At 33.3% G+C, this 16,287-nt stretch carries 17 protein-coding genes; 7 read left to right on the top strand and 10 right to left on the bottom strand.

Annotation, left to right across the window (positions count from 1 at the left end; genetic code table 11):
* Positions 1 to 10: 10 nt before the first annotated feature.
* Positions 11 to 649, bottom strand: coding sequence for a DNA-3-methyladenine glycosylase (locus EJ01_RS04320; protein ID WP_048081485.1), 639 nt, complete (start codon positions 647 to 649; stop codon positions 11 to 13).
* A 93-nt stretch (positions 650 to 742) separates the two neighbouring features.
* On the opposite strand from EJ01_RS04320, the gene EJ01_RS04330 reads away from it, so the two are divergent.
* Positions 743 to 1,444 (top strand): DUF4013 domain-containing protein, encoded by a 702-nt coding sequence (locus EJ01_RS04330; RefSeq protein WP_048081486.1) that lies wholly within the window; start codon positions 743 to 745, stop codon positions 1,442 to 1,444.
* A 158-nt stretch (positions 1,445 to 1,602) separates the two neighbouring features.
* On the opposite strand, the gene EJ01_RS04335 is transcribed toward EJ01_RS04330, so the two are convergent.
* The 3 genes from EJ01_RS04335 to EJ01_RS04345 form a co-directional block, all read right to left on the bottom strand.
* A complete protein-coding gene (locus EJ01_RS04335; protein WP_048081487.1) occupies positions 1,603 to 1,968 on the bottom strand; it encodes a hypothetical protein in 366 nt (121 codons plus the stop codon).
* Between the two features lie 120 nt (positions 1,969 to 2,088).
* Positions 2,089 to 2,859, bottom strand: coding sequence for a potassium channel family protein (locus tag EJ01_RS04340; RefSeq protein WP_048081488.1), 771 nt, complete (start codon positions 2,857 to 2,859; stop codon positions 2,089 to 2,091).
* A gap of 203 nt (positions 2,860 to 3,062) precedes the next feature.
* Positions 3,063 to 4,487, bottom strand: coding sequence for a cation diffusion facilitator family transporter (locus EJ01_RS04345; protein ID WP_048081489.1), 1,425 nt, complete (start codon positions 4,485 to 4,487; stop codon positions 3,063 to 3,065).
* Between the two features lie 199 nt (positions 4,488 to 4,686).
* Between EJ01_RS04345 and EJ01_RS04350 the strand changes: the two genes are divergently transcribed.
* Positions 4,687 to 5,295 carry a TMEM175 family protein gene (locus EJ01_RS04350; RefSeq protein ID WP_048081490.1) on the top strand — a complete coding sequence of 203 codons (609 nt, stop codon included), beginning with the start codon at positions 4,687 to 4,689 and terminating at the stop codon, positions 5,293 to 5,295.
* Positions 5,296 to 5,323: 28 nt separating this feature from the next.
* Here the strand turns inward: EJ01_RS04350 and EJ01_RS04355 are convergent, their stop codons facing one another.
* A complete protein-coding gene (locus EJ01_RS04355; protein ID WP_048081491.1) occupies positions 5,324 to 5,908 on the bottom strand; it encodes a DNA-3-methyladenine glycosylase I in 585 nt (194 codons plus the stop codon).
* A gap of 198 nt (positions 5,909 to 6,106) precedes the next feature.
* Here EJ01_RS04355 and EJ01_RS04360 point away from each other — a divergent pair, with 198 nt between their 5' ends.
* Complete coding sequence (locus EJ01_RS04360; RefSeq protein ID WP_048081492.1) at positions 6,107 to 6,748, top strand: hypothetical protein; 642 nt, start codon at positions 6,107 to 6,109, stop codon at positions 6,746 to 6,748.
* A gap of 89 nt (positions 6,749 to 6,837) precedes the next feature.
* Here EJ01_RS04360 and EJ01_RS04365 read toward each other — a convergent pair whose 3' ends face one another.
* The 3 genes from EJ01_RS04365 to hisF all read right to left on the bottom strand — a co-directional run bounded on the left by EJ01_RS04365 (position 6,838) and on the right by hisF (position 11,082).
* Complete coding sequence (locus tag EJ01_RS04365) at positions 6,838 to 8,514, bottom strand: NAD-dependent malic enzyme (RefSeq protein ID WP_048081493.1); 1,677 nt, start codon at positions 8,512 to 8,514, stop codon at positions 6,838 to 6,840.
* A gap of 311 nt (positions 8,515 to 8,825) precedes the next feature.
* A complete protein-coding gene (locus EJ01_RS16350) occupies positions 8,826 to 9,752 on the bottom strand; it encodes a HEAT repeat domain-containing protein (RefSeq protein WP_052375834.1) in 927 nt (308 codons plus the stop codon).
* A 505-nt stretch (positions 9,753 to 10,257) separates the two neighbouring features.
* A complete protein-coding gene (hisF, locus tag EJ01_RS04375; RefSeq protein ID WP_048081494.1) occupies positions 10,258 to 11,082 on the bottom strand; it encodes an imidazole glycerol phosphate synthase subunit HisF in 825 nt (274 codons plus the stop codon).
* Positions 11,083 to 11,400: 318 nt separating this feature from the next.
* On the opposite strand from hisF, the gene EJ01_RS04380 reads away from it, so the two are divergent.
* The 3 genes from EJ01_RS04380 (at position 11,401) to EJ01_RS04390 (ending at position 13,610) form a co-directional block, all read left to right on the top strand.
* A complete protein-coding gene (locus EJ01_RS04380; protein ID WP_048081495.1) occupies positions 11,401 to 12,048 on the top strand; it encodes a flavin reductase family protein in 648 nt (215 codons plus the stop codon).
* Between the two features lie 15 nt (positions 12,049 to 12,063).
* Positions 12,064 to 12,837 (top strand): ATP-binding protein, encoded by a 774-nt coding sequence (locus EJ01_RS04385; protein ID WP_048081496.1) that lies wholly within the window; start codon positions 12,064 to 12,066, stop codon positions 12,835 to 12,837.
* Between the two features lie 161 nt (positions 12,838 to 12,998).
* On the top strand, positions 12,999 to 13,610 hold the full coding sequence (locus tag EJ01_RS04390; RefSeq protein ID WP_048081497.1) for an FmdE family protein: 612 nt from the start codon (positions 12,999 to 13,001) through the stop codon (positions 13,608 to 13,610).
* A 442-nt stretch (positions 13,611 to 14,052) separates the two neighbouring features.
* On the opposite strand, the gene EJ01_RS17630 is transcribed toward EJ01_RS04390, so the two are convergent.
* Positions 14,053 to 14,196, bottom strand: a complete 144-nt coding sequence (locus EJ01_RS17630; protein WP_211251439.1) for an aminoglycoside phosphotransferase family protein — start codon at positions 14,194 to 14,196, stop codon at positions 14,053 to 14,055.
* 118 nt (positions 14,197 to 14,314) lie between these two features.
* Positions 14,315 to 14,509 (bottom strand): hypothetical protein, encoded by a 195-nt coding sequence (locus EJ01_RS17635; protein ID WP_211251440.1) that lies wholly within the window; start codon positions 14,507 to 14,509, stop codon positions 14,315 to 14,317.
* Positions 14,510 to 15,216: 707 nt separating this feature from the next.
* Here EJ01_RS17635 and EJ01_RS04400 point away from each other — a divergent pair.
* Positions 15,217 to 16,278 carry an ABC transporter substrate-binding protein gene (locus tag EJ01_RS04400; protein ID WP_169740433.1) on the top strand — a complete coding sequence of 354 codons (1,062 nt, stop codon included), beginning with the start codon at positions 15,217 to 15,219 and terminating at the stop codon, positions 16,276 to 16,278.
* Positions 16,279 to 16,287 lie beyond the last annotated feature (9 nt).

Raw genomic sequence — 16,287 nt, forward strand, 5'->3', positions numbered from 1 at the left:
CTTGCTGGAATTACATCTTCTTAAAGTTTCGACCTTTATAACCTTTGCTTATAAATGCATTTCCCTTAATTAAAAATCTCCATAATTTATCCCGGTATTCTTCTGCATAATCAATATTAACTCTAGGTGCAGCTATAATTTCTTCGTTACTCCTTAAATCAGTTTGATTGGTAATAAAAATTTCATCTCCGCATAGATCAATTCCATTAAGGGATGTGTTGATTTTCATTGCCTGACAGAGTTTTGAAGGGCCGTTAGTCAGATTTTTAAGTTTACTTTTCCGGTTATCTGAAATATCAATTTTACGCCGCTTTGCCATTAATTCCAGGCCTTTTACAGGTTCTAATCCTCTAATAAGCACTGCTTGAGGTACTCCTTCTTTTTGAGTTACCACGTTAATGCAGTAATTATAACCGTGCAGCTGGTAAATGTAGGCAAATCCCCCTGTTTTATACAGAGGGTTCATTCTTGGTGTATGCCTGCCTCCGTAGGAATGTGCACCTTTATCTTCAGGACCCATATAAGCTTCTGTTTCTACAATTCTACCTTTAGTTATGCCTTCAGGAGTTATATGCACTAAAACACAGCCTAAGAGTTTCCTAGCCACAATTAACGTGTTTCTTTCATAAAATGATCTCTCAAGCTTCATTTACATCAGCTATTTATATCTCGTTTAAAAGAGAATAATGTAACGGATAGCATTAATGGAAATATTATTTAATATTTAATAGGAAGAATTTTTATGAATATAACTGAAATGTTTGCTGATTCATATATCTCGTATCCCTTTTCTAATTCCAAGAGGATACTGGGATTGGGACTTTTATTTTGCTCTGCAGTATTTCTAATTGTACCTGCTGTATTTGCAGGCGGGTACCTTATGAGAATTATTGAAAACACGATAGAGGGTAATTATGAGCTGCCTCCTTTTGAAAACTGGAAAGGTATGTTTATCGATGGCTTGAAAGTCGCTACAGTGGTAATATTTTTCATGTTGCCTGGATTGATTTCTGAATTTGCATTGTTTGTACTCGTAAAAATGGGATATGCAACTTTGAATCCCGGGCTCATGATTGGACTTTTCATGCTTACATCGCTGTTTTATATTTCAGCTTATATCTTAAGTATTACAGCAATACCCCGTATGGCTTATAAAAATCAATTAAGAGCAGCTTTTGATTTTAAAATGGTGTTTAAGGATATAAGATGTATTGGTTTGAAAAAATATGCCCTTTCATTAACAGGGCTTTCAATAATGGCTGCTTATTTAATATTGTTTGCTGGATTTCTCCACATGATATTTTACAGTGTAGGGGCAATGATTTCTCTTAATGTATACATCACTGATTTCGCTGCTAATTTACTGATTTATCCTCTAATTATCGCATCTCAAGGGAGATTTATGGGATTAATCTATTTAGAAAGGTTTCAAGCACATGATTAAGTTTTTTTAGGTTACAATTTCCTACGAAAAAACAGCCATGAATTAGATTATAACTTATAAGTTATAAGATATAAGATAGAGGCGGATATAACACATGTTTATAATTTAAAAATAGAATATAGGTTTTATAACCAGTTATATCCATTATTTTATGAATTTTACCATCTATTTCTTCTTTCTCTCCTTTCTTGCCTACGTTCTTCACGTTCTCTACGTTTTATATCTCTACGACTTTCTGTTCTTGTATATTCTTTTTTATTTTCAGTACTTTCATTTTCTGTATTTTTAGCTTGATTTTTCCTTACTTCATCATTCTCTAAACTTTTATCTATATTTCCAACAAATTCCTGCTTCTCTCCAAATTCATTTTTATTTCCAACGCCCGTTTTAGCTGAAGCAAGTTTTTCCTTCAGGTATTTACCAACAATAACACTTATGAAAATGGATATTATAACAACAATAGTTCCATGTAGCCCAATATCTGCAAATAGCCATCGTACTATTGGTCCTATAAAAAATGTCATATAATCGCCTCACTGTACATTTTTAACGTTTTTTTAAACTATTATGCCTGTTTATGATCTTTTAAATCGAGTTCAAGATAATTAGTAAATCAAGAATCTTTGAGTTTCAAATATTTCTCTTTATTTGTTTTGTTTTTCGATTATTTCTTTTAACTCTTTAATTTCAGATTTCACATCAATAATTGCACTCTCAATTTCATCTAATCTATCTGTATCTTCTCCTTTCTCCCTTTTAATAAGCCATGATGATATAGAAGCGGTTAAAAAACCTACGAAGATAACTCCTGCTATTATGATGATGATTGATATTAGCCTGCCGTCGGTAGTTACTGGTGCAATATCACCAAAACCAACGGTTGTTATGGAGACAACGGCATACCATAATGCATCATTGATACCATGCACTTTAGGATTTACTCCAACTTCTAACAGGTAAAAAGTAAAACCACTAATAATAAGCGTGAAAAAAAGGGCTACGATAGCGTAATCTAAATTTGTTTCCCTGAAAAATCTGTAAATACCAGGTAAATCATCTTTTAAAAGTGCTAGGATCTTTATTACTCTGAATAATCTGAAATATCTGGAGTATGATAGTGCTGGCCCTATTATGATTAATGGAACCATTCCTAAGATATCAATCCCATTTTCAAGCAGGAATTTTTTCCGATTATCCGATGCCCATAATCGATAAGCAAAATCAGGGATTAAAATTAGACAAACAATTAGATCATAGTAAACGACTAATGTATAAAATGGGCCGTTTATTTCATGAAATATTGATGTCCAGGAAATTAGTACTATGTCTAATAAGACTAAAATCGTTAACATAGTCTCGAAAAATTTCCTGTGTTTACTCATGTTGGTTTCAAAAAATTTTAATTCTGAATTCATACATTTCGATCCTTATCATGCATAAAGCCAAATATATTAAATCTAATTTTTTATTTCATTATTAGAGTGATTACTCATTTTATCTAAAATCTCAATAGGGGGATACACAAAACGTTACATTGGAGTTATATTTATGGATTTCACCTAGCCTATACTATCTAGGATATTTGATTAATATGCCCTCATTTAAGAAAAATAATGTTTTAGAAGCCTTTCGGCGCTTTTGGTTTAGTATTTGGGGATTCTTCATCTAATTCAGCTGATGGTTTTTCATCCCTCGTCATGGCCAGCAATATTCTGTCAGAGTAGTGGACATCATAGTATCTGAAATTGTCAAAAAAGGTTTTCAGATGTTTTCCACCTTTTTCAGTTATAACATACTCTTCAATTTCTTCAATTAAAAGTTCATGTTCTTTTAATGGATGTATCAAAATTTCAAACTGGCCTTCAAAGTCATAGTGTTCATTACAGGTTGCATTTAGTTCACTAAGTACTGGAATGTAGTTATCTGGATGAAAAGCCCTTTTAAGAGATGTTACAATTTCGGGGCGTGTTTTCAGATCTTCAGCCCATAAAGCATATAATATCCAGTTTCTGAATGCCATTAATTTATTTTCTTCCCAGCATTCTTCCAGTGGTAATTTATATTCCTGTGAATAATCTTCTTCCTCACCTTTTTGAGCTGAAATAGCTTCCCGGAGTAATCCAACAGCATCTCTAAAAATACCGGCTCCTACAAATAATCCTATAACTGCGTCCACAAAGTAGATACCGTAGATTGCAAAAATAGCACCTATAATAACTGAAGTACCAATGAATATATGATTTTTAGAGTCCACAGACTGTGATATCAACGTCAAACTGTTGGAGACTTTTCCAACGAAGCGCTGGTAATAGAATAAAAAGACCGCTGCCAATATGGCTATTCCTTCAACTGCTATAACCAGAAATGGTAAAGTCAGGGGTTCCGAATGCCCGGCTAATGCTCCTAATATGTGGGTGACAGAGTCAAATAAAACGCTTATGGAAGCCACAAATAATCCTATTATAACCAGGATAGTACTTAGATCTTCTTTATGGTATTTGATCCCGAGCCAAACTAAAATAGCTTCGATTGTATCCATGGTAGCATCTGTACCGTCTGCTATCAGACCAACACTACCGCTTACTAAACCGCTACCTAATTTAAGTACAGCAAGGAATGCATCTAAAAAAGTAGTGTTTTTAGCAGTACTGGAAGGCGTTAATTCGCCCTCTGCTGATGAAGCACTTTTTTCCATGTGCTCTTTGAATATTTTGGCATTTTTTAGGCCTTCAGGGGTTAATTCATATTTGTTTTCATCGTTTAATTTAACCCAGTCTCTTTCCATTAGTTTTTTCATTTCCTCTTCAGGAGAACCTGTGGCTTTACTTGCTCTTCCGTCTTCTATTTTGGAGCGTATACTTGCAACTTTGAAGAACAGGTGTTCAGCCAAGGGCTGGCCTTTACCAGGTAACTGCTGGTACCAGATCAGGGATAAAAATAAGATGGTTTTTTCCCATAGTTCTTCTTTGCTAAGCGGGCCTTCCTTTAGGAGGGCCATCATCAGGAATTTATCGAATCCTAGCACTGGCTTTTCATTTTTCATATTATCTTCTCTATTTTTAAAGTATTAACGGCGTATTTTGGTTATAGGAGAACTTATTGGATTTCTTAATGTAATTTCATCTATAAATAACTATTGCTGAAATTTATTACTGGAATAACGATAAACATCATTAAATATTTAAGGGATATTCCTTAGATTAAGGATATAATATTATAATTTTATTTTGGAGTTTATAATTATGAGTCATAAAAAATATAATTCAACCGTGCCTACTGGCCGTATAGAAGCCCTTGTGGATGGTATATTTGCTATTGCAATGACTATACTGGTTTTGACATTAGTTGTACCTGATGTAGCTGGTCCTTTATCTAATGGGGCTGTTGAAAATGCTCTTTATGCTATTCTTCCTGGATTTTACACATTGGTAATGAGCTTTCTCCTGTTAGCATTGTTTTGGACTTTACAGCACCGTATTTTTCACAGGATAAAGCAGGTAGATACCATTATGTTATGGATAAACTTAGTATGGCTTTTGTTTATAGTACTGGTTCCATTTTTTGCGTCCTTAACTGCAAAATATGCTCAATTTCCTATTTCACATCTTCTTTCTAATTTGAATATGCTGGGAATTGCAGTATTTCTTTATCTGAACTGGTATTATGCCAGTAAGAGGGAGTTAATCCATGAAAAAGTAGATAATAATGAAATAGCTTCAATTAGAGGAGATATACTTATTTTTATAGTTATTACTCTTTCAGCGATAGCGCTTTCTTTTGTAATACCTGCTTGGAGTGGTTTAGTTTATATACTCATTTTTCCACTAGAATTTATAGCACATAATCTGTAATCTTGGAAAAATGAATTAAAAATGTAACCTAAAAATCTATTTTAATTTCATTTTTAACTTCTTCATGTCGAAAACAGTCTATAATATGGTCGTTAACCATTCCTACGGCCTGCATGAACGCGTAGCAGATAGTAGGCCCCACAAATTTGAAACCTCTTTTTTTCAAATCTTTGCTCATATTTTCAGATTCGGCGGTAAATGCGGGTAAATCTTCGGCATGTTTCCATTTATTTTGGATCGGTTTTCTGCCTACAAACTGCCAGATATAAGAGTCAAATGAGTTAAATTTTTTTTGAACATTTAAAACAGCTTTTGCATTAGTAACGACAGATAAAATCTTACGGCGGTTGCGTATTATGCCAGAATTATTCATTAAATCCTCGATTTTTTCCTCATTGTAACGAGAAATTTTAGCAGGATCGAAATTGTCAAATGCTTCACGATAACTTTCCCGTTTTTTAAGGACTGTAACCCAGCTTAAACCAGCTTGTGCTCCTTCTAACACAAGGAACTCAAAAAGAAGATTATCATCATGGACTGGACTGCCCCATTCCAGGTCATGATATTTCATAAGTAAAGGGTCTTTTTCAGCCCAGGGGCAGCGGATTTTCATGTTTATTATTTTTAATTTAGACGTTCAAAAATTTTTTGAATTTTAGATTTTATCCTGTTGTTGTAGAGTTTAATACTTATGACTCATGTCTAGACATTGAACAGAGAATATTTGCATTATTTTATCTTTTAAAGCTTAAAAACATTTATAACAAACTTGTTTATTATATTAAAACAATAGAAATAGTTATGATTTAAAATGTTTATTGGACATTTTGCTGCTGCTTTCCTGATAGGATATATGTTTCCAGGAGTTCCAATTATCATTCCTCTTCTTGGGGTTTCATTTCCAGACATTCTATGGTCAATTTTGGTTATATCAGGTGTTGAAAAGGCTAAATTTGATAAAAATAAGCCGTTAATGTCGGATATTGTATTTGAAAGTTACCCTGTATCTCATTCTCTGGTACTTACAAGTATTTTGGCATTGATAATAGGTTTAGTTCTTGCATTGTTTTTGAAAAATCCATTTATAGCGGTGATTTTTGTTATAGCTTCAATATCCCATTGGATCCTGGATGTTATGGTGCATATTAAAGATTTACCTGTGTTTGGATTTAGCAGTAAGGATATTAAGTTTGGATTTGGATTGTGGAGAAGGGGGCCGCTAGCTTTTGTAGCTGAATATTTGTTTTATATAATTATAGCCATAATTACAGTTTCCATGCCTTATTTACTATTCATTTTATTTTTAGGAACAGTTTTTCATTTCATCAACATCAATGCATTTTTTGGATTTAAAAATGAAGACGTTACGGGGGGATCTTCAAGGAGATATGCACTATTAATTTTAGCTATCTTTGTTCTTTTTATACTGTTTTCTCAGATAATTTTAGGTTAAAATATGAGGGTAATTTATTTAGAAGTATGAAAATCTCACGATTTTCATGTAGGGAGATTCGAAATTTCCTCAACCTTAAGATGTTTTATTTAATGATATGGAACATAGACAGGCTTCCATATGTTTTCATTAACTAATTCACTAATATCCTTATTTGGGTTAATTCTGGCAGTTTTCTCTGCAATAGCTTTCTTAACTACTGCCACTGCGATATCTCTGCTCACTTCCTGCAATCTTGAGACTTCAGGAAGTAATCTGGAGTGATGATCATCCTGCAGGTTAACAGAATTGCTCAGTTCTTTAACTGCAGCATCAATCATTCCTGAAGTCACTCTTTTTGCGTGAGCACATATTATTCCTAGGCCCAACCCTGGAAATATCAATGCATTATTACATTGGGCCACTGATATGGACTTATCATTTAATATAACATCAGGGTAAGGACTTCCTGTGGCTACAATGGCATTTCCATCTGTCCAACGGAGTATATTTTCAGGAGTTGCCTCTGCCATTATTGGAGGGTTGGAAAGCGGGAAAATGATAGGATATTCCACACCAGAAGCCATGGCTTTAATTACTTCTATATCAAAGGCACTATTCACTGCACTGGTACCAATAAGGATAGTGGGCTTTACATTGCAAACTACATCCAAAAGAGATGTATTTTTGCTTTTTTTATCCCCGTTTTGAGATTCTTCCTGTGGTCGGGCATATGAAGCTTTAAAATAATCTAGGTTTTCTCTATCATTTGTTACAAGCCCCTGACTGTCCATAAGCCAGAACCTTGAACGGGCTTTTTGAGAACTCAGCCCTTCTTTTATCATCCATTCACAGATTCTGTCTGCAATACCGCAGCCAGCTGTTCCGGCACCGAAAATCACTATTCTGTGATCTGATAGTCGGGTATGGGTTAATTTTGAAGCGTTGAGGATAGCAGCCGTGGCAACGGCACCGGTACCCTGTATGTCATCGTTAAATGTACATATCTTATCCTGATACTGGTTCAGGTTGCATCGAGCTTTTGTTTTTCCAAAATCTTCCCATTGGAGAAACACATCTGGAAATTTTTGTTTGATGGCTTTTACTACTTTACTTACAAATTGATCATATGCTTTTCCCTGGATCCTGGAATGACGCCAGCCTATATAAAGAGGGTCACGAAGTAACTGAGGGTTGTTGGTTCCAACATCAATCATCACTGGAAGCATTTTTTTGGGATTAATGCCTGCACATAGAGTGTAAATTACAATTTTAGCTACTGAAATTCCGATTCCATTGGCTCCCTGGTCGCCTATTCCAAGTATTTGTTCAGAATCAGTTAGAACTATCAGATTAATATCGTTGCTTAGATTATTCAGGATCTCGTCAATATTGTCCTGATCAGGATAAGAAATATAAATACCGCGGGGTGTTCTAAATTCACTACTGTAATGCTGTATAGCTAGCCCTGCAGTTGGGGTGTAAATTATGGGCATCATCTCTTCAATATACTCTGAGATAAGCCTGAAAAAGAGGGTTTCATTGGTATTGTAAAGATTATTCAAAAATATATTCTTCTGAAGGTCATCTGTCTGCAAAGAATATTGGTGGTAGGCTCTTTGCATCTGATCTTCTATAGTTTCTATAACAGGTGGCAGCAGGCCCTTTAAGAAAAATTTTTTTCGTTCTGTATCACTAAAAGCAGTGCCCTTATTTAATTGGGCTGATCTTAGGAGTTGAATACCTTTAAGATCAGTTTCGATGTATTTGATTTCATTTTTTTCCATATTTTCAGCTATAAATCTAACTAAAAACCCTCCCTTTTTAGGAAATATTGTTACATATAATATTAATATTTTTTAATAATATCATATATATTTTATGGGTTTATGGGGGTTTGTTCTTCCTAGTTTCCTAATTTAGAGTCCTAATATATTTTAAGGATATATATAGCTGAAATTAGATGTAATATTCTTATAAATAGTTTTTAATGGAAAATAGATTAATTTTTACCAAAAACGTTTTAACATACTTAGTGATTAGGCGTTAAAGCAATTATTAATTTTTATTTTCAAGTAGTAGATATACCGCCGCTGTTCTAACTATTTCTTATTTTTTCAACAGCTTCTTCTACGCTGCATCTTACATATTTATTTTCATCTTCTAAAATTAGGGTTAAAGGTTTTATAGCCATTTTATCTCCTATTTCTCCCAGACTCCAAACAGCGTTATTCCTGACAATAAACTCTTTATCTTTCAATGCTTCAATTAAAGGTTTTACTGCCTTTTTGTCTCTGGAAATGCCCAGGTATTTAGCTGCTTTCCATCTGATATTCATATCTCTATTTTTTAAAGCACTGATTACCACTGGTAAAGCATCTTTATTTTTAATAGTACATACGGTTTCCAGGGCAAGTGCTCGTTTAATCGGATTATTTCCATTCAAATTTTTAATTAAAGAATTAAAATCAGCTGATTCTTTATCATGTGATTTATAAAGTTCTATATCGTGGGATGAATTTTCCAGGATTTGAATTTCCATATTTCTTTTATACTCGTTATAACAGGAAGGACAGAAATAGCTGTAATTTCCTTCTGGAATGAATTCTTTTCCACATTTGATACACTCTTTAGATAATGTATCTATGCATGATGGGCAAATAAAAGAATTTTCGTCTTCAAAAACGAATTCTGTGTTGCAGCATTGGCAGGTGCGAATTCTTTCTGCACAATCTGGACAATATTTTAATTTATAGAGCTGGGAAATAGGAAAAGGATTATTACATTCAATACACGTACCATAAGACTTGTTTTTTGCAGATTTAATTACATCTGCGCAGTATTTACAGTATTTATGGTCGTAAATTTCCCAAGGTACTATAATTTTACCACATATAATACATCTATTGAATGATACATTTTCCATTATTTCAAAATTAGATTCATTTTCATATTTTTCTAGTTCACAAACCGTCACATCTGAACTTAAACTGGCTCTATCGTATAGATCAGGCTCTCCTTTCATTTAACTCACATTCCCGCAATTTTGCCTCATATAATATTTTTATTTAATACTGTGATATGGGTGATGTAACTCTTAAATTTTCCGATATATTAATAATAATTTATTAACACCTTATATCTAAAGAAAAGGTCAAAAGACACTTTAAATATTATATTTAACCTAATAACATTTTAAAAATATTTTAAAATGTTATTAACTTTATTTAACCTATAAAATAGGACATTAAACTTAATTATATGTTTATAAATGTTTATAATTAGCAAAAGTACAAAATAAATAATAGTTAACTCTAATTTCAAATTATTAATTAATTAATCTGTATTTAGATTTTCATAGGTTAAAATTAAATTTTAATTTGTATTAAAAGGTACTTTTAAACAGATTATCTACAAATTTGAGAAATAATCTGAAATATCTAACTCCTAAAACTAGATCATATGAATATTTTAATGGATTACTCAAAATTTAATTTTTTTAAAGAGCATAATTAAATTCCTGTTGACAATTATAGTCGGACAGGAATTCCTCTTTTCTTTAAATATTTCTTGACAAAACCTACTGAATACTCTTTAAAGTGAAAGATACTGGCAGCTAAAGCGGCATCTGCTTTGCCTTGTGTAAACGCATTGTAAATATGTTCTGGACTACCTACACCACCTGATGCAATGACTGGAATATTTACAGCTTCACTTATGGCTTTGTTAAGATAATTATCGTACCCATCTTTGGTTCCATCGCGGTCCATGGATGTTAGCAGGATTTCACCGGCTCCGCGTTCTTCGCATTCAATAGCCCATGCAATTGCATCGATTCCAGTGAATTCACGCCCTCCATATATGCTGCAGTCAAACCAGCAGTAGCCTTTATCTGTTTCAACTATGATCTTATCTTCACTTTCTTTTGGGTTTTCAACGTAGCGGCGCTTTGCATCTATCCCGATTACACACGCCTGTGAACCTACAACTTTTGAAGCTTCGTTGATAAGATCTGGATTGTGAATAGCGGCAGTATTTGTAGAACATTTATCAGCACCGGCTTTTAGCATATTAACATAGTCTTCTGGCTTTCTTATTCCGCCGCCCACGCAAATTGGGACGAATACATTTTCTGTGGTGGCTTTAATAACGTCAGTCATGGTCTCTCGGCGCTCGTGAGATGCTGTAATATCTAAAAATACAATTTCATCTGCACCTTCTTCATAGTAACGAGTCGCAAGGTCGACAGGCTCTCCGGCATAGCGGATCTGTTTAAATTCCACACCTTTCACAACACGCCCGTGTGGTACATTCAAATCACAGTCAAGACATGGTATAATTCTCTTTGCAAGCATTAATTTACCTCTTTTATTTATTTTTAAGGTTATTTAGTGTAGTTCGTCTTATTTTTTAATTCCGGATAATATATTATTTTTATTAATTTAATTGTTTATGTGGTAATTTATATTCTGCGGTATACAAAAATTAATTTTTAAGCTTAAAAATCTTTATTTTGATTTTAAAATCTGTAAATTTATTTATTTTACTGAATAAGCCAACATTTTAGTTAGGTAGGGTAATAAATTTTAGCTGAACTTTGCTAAATTAGTAATACTATATAATAAAAAGCTAATATTTATATGGGTGAAGATATAAGGATTATTGGTGGTAATATGATATTGGAAAATTTTAAGAGAGAATCGCTGATACCATTACCGGTATCATTTATTTCTACAGTTAGTGAAGATGGTGTTAGAAACATAGCACCTTATTCGTGTGTTATGCCCATTTTACGCCCATTTGATCTGGTTTGTGTGGCTTCAGCGAAAATGAGGGATACATTTGTTAACATTAAAAGCACAAAAGAATTCGTTATTAACATGCCCGGTGCTAATATGTCTGATAAAGTGATACCAACAGCTATGCATGTTCCTTTTGATGTTAATGAATTTGAACTGGCAGATTTAAAAGAAAAACCTTCCACAAAAGTCCAAGCACCTGGAATTGAAGGCTGCTACGCGTGGATGGAATGCAAACTCCACAGTATGCACGAAGAAGAGTATAATGGGGTACCTTATTTGCTGATTATGGGTAAAGTAGTACATCTGGAGATAGATGATGATGTCTACAACCATGAGGACGGTTCATGGGATCTAGAAAAGGCTAAACCATTAATGATGACGGAATCAGATAGGGGAATGCATTTTTGCACCGTTAAGAGTATTGATAAATTCGAACCTTTTGGTGCTATGTTTGAAGACGGTAAAGATCCATTGTCATGGATGTATGAGAAAAAAGAAGTGCCAGGTACAGGTAAATGAGCAGGAAGTGTTGTCATGCCAAAGATAGTTGTTAGTGGAAGAGGCGGCTGTGGAAAAAGTACTTTAGTGACTTTAATGGCCAAAGAACTTAAAGAACAGGGGAAAACAGTTTTAGTAGTAGATTCAGATGAATCTAATTTGGGTTTAGGGACAATGCTTGGATTTAAACCTGCAGAAAAGACCCTTATGGATTATTTGGGAGGTAAACCTGCTGTAATGGACAAGTTAATGGCCCAGATTAAAGAAGAAAAAAATGAACATGCGGAATTTTTCATGGAAAACTCTGACCTGAACAGTTTATCACCAGAATTTGTCAAGTGGAATGGTGATCTGGCTTTAATGCAGGTAGGAAAAATTGAACACACTATGGAAGGATGTGCATGTCCTATGGGGGCTATAGCACGGGATTTTCTGAACCACCTGGCAGTAGAAGAAGACCAATGGGTTTTAATAGATACTGAAGCAGGGGTAGAACATTTTGGAAGGGGAATAGTAGAAGGTGCAGATTCAGTTTTAATGGTGGTTGATCCTTCTAACGACGCTGTTTTATTAACTGAAAAAGCAGCCAAATTAACTGAAGAAGCAGGGAAAAATTTTGCTGTTGTTTTAAATAAGGTTGATGGGAAAACAACGTCAATTTTAGAAGAGATGCTGACTTTAAAAAACATAACAATTAAAGGTATCCTGCCCTATTCATCTACTCTCGCCCATATAAACCTTCAGGGTGAATCTTTAGATATGCCTTCTGCCATAGGGGAGTTGGATAAGCTGATAACTGGCATTACATAGAAATATAAACATTTATAATGTTGGTATTTTAACTATTTTTTGGCTGTAGGAAATAGCAGCTTTTTCTATTTTTTTTTACTTCATCGGCAAATTTATAAAGTAGCTTGGAATTATATTCTTTTTTCAATAATCTAAAAAATAAAAGTATTACAGGTGATAATATGGAAAATTCAATGCGGATATTACCATTTTCAGAAGTAACTAAGTTTCATGGCCATGTTTGTCCAGGGACAGCTATAGGGTACCGTGCATCAGAAATAGCTATAAAAGAGCTTGGTTCAGATAGAGCAATAGATGAAGAGTTCCTTGCTATAGTGGAAAACGACAGCTGCAGTGTTGATGCAATACAGGTTGTAACGGGATGTACTATGGGTAAAGGAAATTTAATATTTAAAGATCATGGAAAAAATGTTTATTCATTTGTAAACAGGAAAACAGGGGATACTTTACGTCTGTCTTTAAAGATGAGCATAGATGAGATGGACCCTGAATTTGCTGAAATTAGGGAAAAAGCTTTTTCTGGATCTGCCAGTGAAGAAGAAAAATCAAAATTTGAAGAAAAAAAGGATAAAGCATCTTTTGATATCCTTGGCGTGCCTGATGAGGAATTATTCAAAATAGAACATGTTAAACTTGAAATTCCTGAAGAAGCCAGGATATTCCAGTCAGTTAAATGTGCTAAATGTGGCGAACTGGTAGCAGAGCACAGGGCACGAGTAGAAAATGGTAACATCGTGTGTATCCCGTGTTTTAATGATTATTCAAGGACTTAAATTTAAACATTTTTCTTTTTTTATTAATCAATATGAAACGAGTTTAATTTATTTAACATTTCTTCGTACTGGATTCACATGACTTAATTGATTTTTTTCAACATGAGTATAATATTCTGAATGCAGCTAATTGTTGTGAATGGAATGGTTATTACAGTTATACAGTTATATGATTGTTAGATTCCATTAATATCTGTACCAAATAGGCTTTATTTCATTAAAAAAAATCATGATCTTCTAAAACCATATATATTTTATCGAGCATGTCATCAATATCTTCAGGAATTACTTTTAGGTCCATACAACTGTTGAAAATAAACTCATTGCTAGATAAAGAGAATATAACCTCCAAAACAATTCAGGGGTTCATTATTATTGAAATAGCCTTTAATTTGTCTAATTGAGAATGGAATACTAACCTCTCTACTGAATATCCCTACTTTTATAAATTCATGTAGGGATCACCCCAATCGTACCTGTTAAAATCAATAATCCCTGTTAGTTCCTTATTATTATTTATAATTATGTTACCCGCATGAAAATCATCATGTTGAAAAATATTGGGGCGTTCTTTGGTAAGGCTCATATTATCTTCAATAAATGTTTTAATGTTATTTTCATTCTTAGTTCTTACCCCATGCTAAATATTCTTCAAATATTTTTCATGTTTTATAGCTTTTCGCTCATACCAGGAAGAAATATGTTTAGGAGCAGCATATTGATGAATTTTTTTTAATTCCTTTTCCTGCTTCATATCCAACTTTAAATTGTTCATCATCACTTAAATTAGGGAGTTGGGAGATTCTATCATGTCCATCAAAAGAAAGAATCATATATCCAACTTTTGATAATTTCCCAATTTCAACGGGTCTTGAACATTTTACTTTATAATCTTTCATTTTCTCTAAAATCCGAAATTGAGCTTAGATTTATATTCCTTTAAATCAAATAAACGAAGAAGATATTTATTGTTATCATTAAAACGCACCAAATACTTCTCATCGGATGGATAACTATTATCAATTTTTTTAATAGTGCTGTTATGCAATAATGGAATTCGTTTCTTTATATCAAAAATATTAAATTTAACAATCAAGAGCACATTCCTCCTAATTTTGAAGTAAATGTTTTATCTGCTATCTTATAGTCATAAGAATTTATCTGTTATCTAAATATTCGTATATCATGACCTAGAGACCTCATCTACTGGATTTTTTCAGGAATTCATTCAGAAAATGGCTTCGATGATTATTATTCGAGAACATAATTCTTTTGTTTTTTTTCTTTTGGGTAGATATCATTTAGTACAAAATTTTTACTTCAATTTATTACCCCATTTTAAAAATATTACTTAAAACGAATTTTTTACCTTTTAAGTATTACAAAATAGAGTTTTTTGAGTATTACATTTTTAAATTCTGCTTATAAATGTGTTATTATTATAATCTAAATTATTACATTTGAACGGCCTCTTTATAAATGTATTATTACTTAGATCGAAAGTATTATAACTTGTTTTGCTTAACTTATACAAAATGGAGGTGATTCTATAAATTCAAAGGTGATAGCATGTATTATTGCGATTGTAGTATTATTAAGTGCTACATTGATCTATGCTTTAGGTTCAGGTAATTTAAGTTCAAGTAGTGGAAACACTGTTTCTATAACTGATGTTGCAGGCAGAACTGTTCAAGTCCCTGCACAGGTAAATAAAGTGGTAGGAACAGGGTGTTCAGCTAGAGAAATAGTGTACCTGAATGCCAGTGATAAGCTGGTTGGAATAGAACAGATAGAGACTAATTCAACAGGGGGATGGGGAAATCAGCTGCCTTACATCATTGCGCATCCTGAACTGATGAAGTTACCTGTGGTTGGAAATGCAAAGACTGATACTGTAAATTATGAAAAAATAGCAGAACTCAAGCCAGATGTGGTATTTGCTGGAACTGCCGAACAAGCAAATGAAATTCAATCTAAAACTGGTATTCCAACTCTTGTTGCATATGTGGGTGCAGTTGGAACATCGGATCAGATGAATACATATAAAAACTCTTTAAAAATGATGGGAAAAGTTTTAGGTAAGGAAGAAAGGGCAGAAGAACTTACAAATTACATTGATTCCACCCAGGAAGACCTTGCAAAACGTACTAACAGTATCAATAGTAATAAAACAGTTTATATTGCAGGGCAGGCTTTCTATGGAGCTCATGGTATTACATCTACAAATCCATATTACCCTCCGTTTGTAATGTTAAATGCTTCAAATGTTGCAAGTGGAATTAACGATACAAATGCTACTATCCATGCTATTCAAATAGATAAAGAACAGTTGATAAAATGGAACCCTGGCTTTATTTTCGTTGAAGGAGGCAGTATACCTGCAATAGAAAATGAAACCGCTAAAAATCCAGAGTATCAAAACATTGCTGCCATTAAAAACGGTGATGTTTATGGGGTATTAGCCTACTGTATGTACAGTTATAATAAGGATGAAATGTTTGCAAATGCTTATTATATTGGAAAAGTGCTTTATCCTGAACAGTTTAAGGACGTAGATCCAGAGAAAAAAGCTGCTGAGATATTTACCGAGTTCGATTGTGGAAATGGTGAATCAGTTTACAGTACATTAAAAACACAGTATGGTGGTTTTAAACAACTGAATCTTTAATTTACTTTT

This window comes from Methanobacterium veterum, from assembly GCF_000745485.1.
GTDB lineage: Archaea > Methanobacteriota > Methanobacteria > Methanobacteriales > Methanobacteriaceae > Methanobacterium_D > Methanobacterium_D veterum.

What these genes read in the sequence shown, in the direction of transcription:
- EJ01_RS04320 (WP_048081485.1), bottom strand. Translation starts at nt 649, where the DNA reads ATGAAGCTTGAGAGATCATTTTATGAAAGAAACACGTTAATTGTGGCT.
- EJ01_RS04330 (WP_048081486.1), top strand. Translation starts at nt 743, where the DNA reads ATGAATATAACTGAAATGTTTGCTGATTCATATATCTCGTATCCCTTT.
- EJ01_RS04335 (WP_048081487.1), bottom strand. Translation starts at nt 1,968, where the DNA reads ATGACATTTTTTATAGGACCAATAGTACGATGGCTATTTGCAGATATT.
- EJ01_RS04340 (WP_048081488.1), bottom strand. Translation starts at nt 2,859, where the DNA reads ATGAATTCAGAATTAAAATTTTTTGAAACCAACATGAGTAAACACAGG.
- EJ01_RS04345 (WP_048081489.1), bottom strand. Translation starts at nt 4,487, where the DNA reads ATGAAAAATGAAAAGCCAGTGCTAGGATTCGATAAATTCCTGATGATG.
- EJ01_RS04350 (WP_048081490.1), top strand. Translation starts at nt 4,687, where the DNA reads ATGAGTCATAAAAAATATAATTCAACCGTGCCTACTGGCCGTATAGAA.
- EJ01_RS04355 (WP_048081491.1), bottom strand. Translation starts at nt 5,908, where the DNA reads ATGAAAATCCGCTGCCCCTGGGCTGAAAAAGACCCTTTACTTATGAAA.
- EJ01_RS04360 (WP_048081492.1), top strand. Translation starts at nt 6,107, where the DNA reads ATGTTTATTGGACATTTTGCTGCTGCTTTCCTGATAGGATATATGTTT.
- EJ01_RS04365 (WP_048081493.1), bottom strand. Translation starts at nt 8,514, where the DNA reads ATGGAAAAAAATGAAATCAAATACATCGAAACTGATCTTAAAGGTATT.
- EJ01_RS16350 (WP_052375834.1), bottom strand. Translation starts at nt 9,752, where the DNA reads ATGAAAGGAGAGCCTGATCTATACGATAGAGCCAGTTTAAGTTCAGAT.
- hisF (WP_048081494.1), bottom strand. Translation starts at nt 11,082, where the DNA reads ATGCTTGCAAAGAGAATTATACCATGTCTTGACTGTGATTTGAATGTA.
- EJ01_RS04380 (WP_048081495.1), top strand. Translation starts at nt 11,401, where the DNA reads ATGATATTGGAAAATTTTAAGAGAGAATCGCTGATACCATTACCGGTA.
- EJ01_RS04385 (WP_048081496.1), top strand. Translation starts at nt 12,064, where the DNA reads ATGCCAAAGATAGTTGTTAGTGGAAGAGGCGGCTGTGGAAAAAGTACT.
- EJ01_RS04390 (WP_048081497.1), top strand. Translation starts at nt 12,999, where the DNA reads ATGGAAAATTCAATGCGGATATTACCATTTTCAGAAGTAACTAAGTTT.
- EJ01_RS17630 (WP_211251439.1), bottom strand. Translation starts at nt 14,196, where the DNA reads ATGAGCCTTACCAAAGAACGCCCCAATATTTTTCAACATGATGATTTT.
- EJ01_RS17635 (WP_211251440.1), bottom strand. Translation starts at nt 14,509, where the DNA reads ATGAAAGATTATAAAGTAAAATGTTCAAGACCCGTTGAAATTGGGAAA.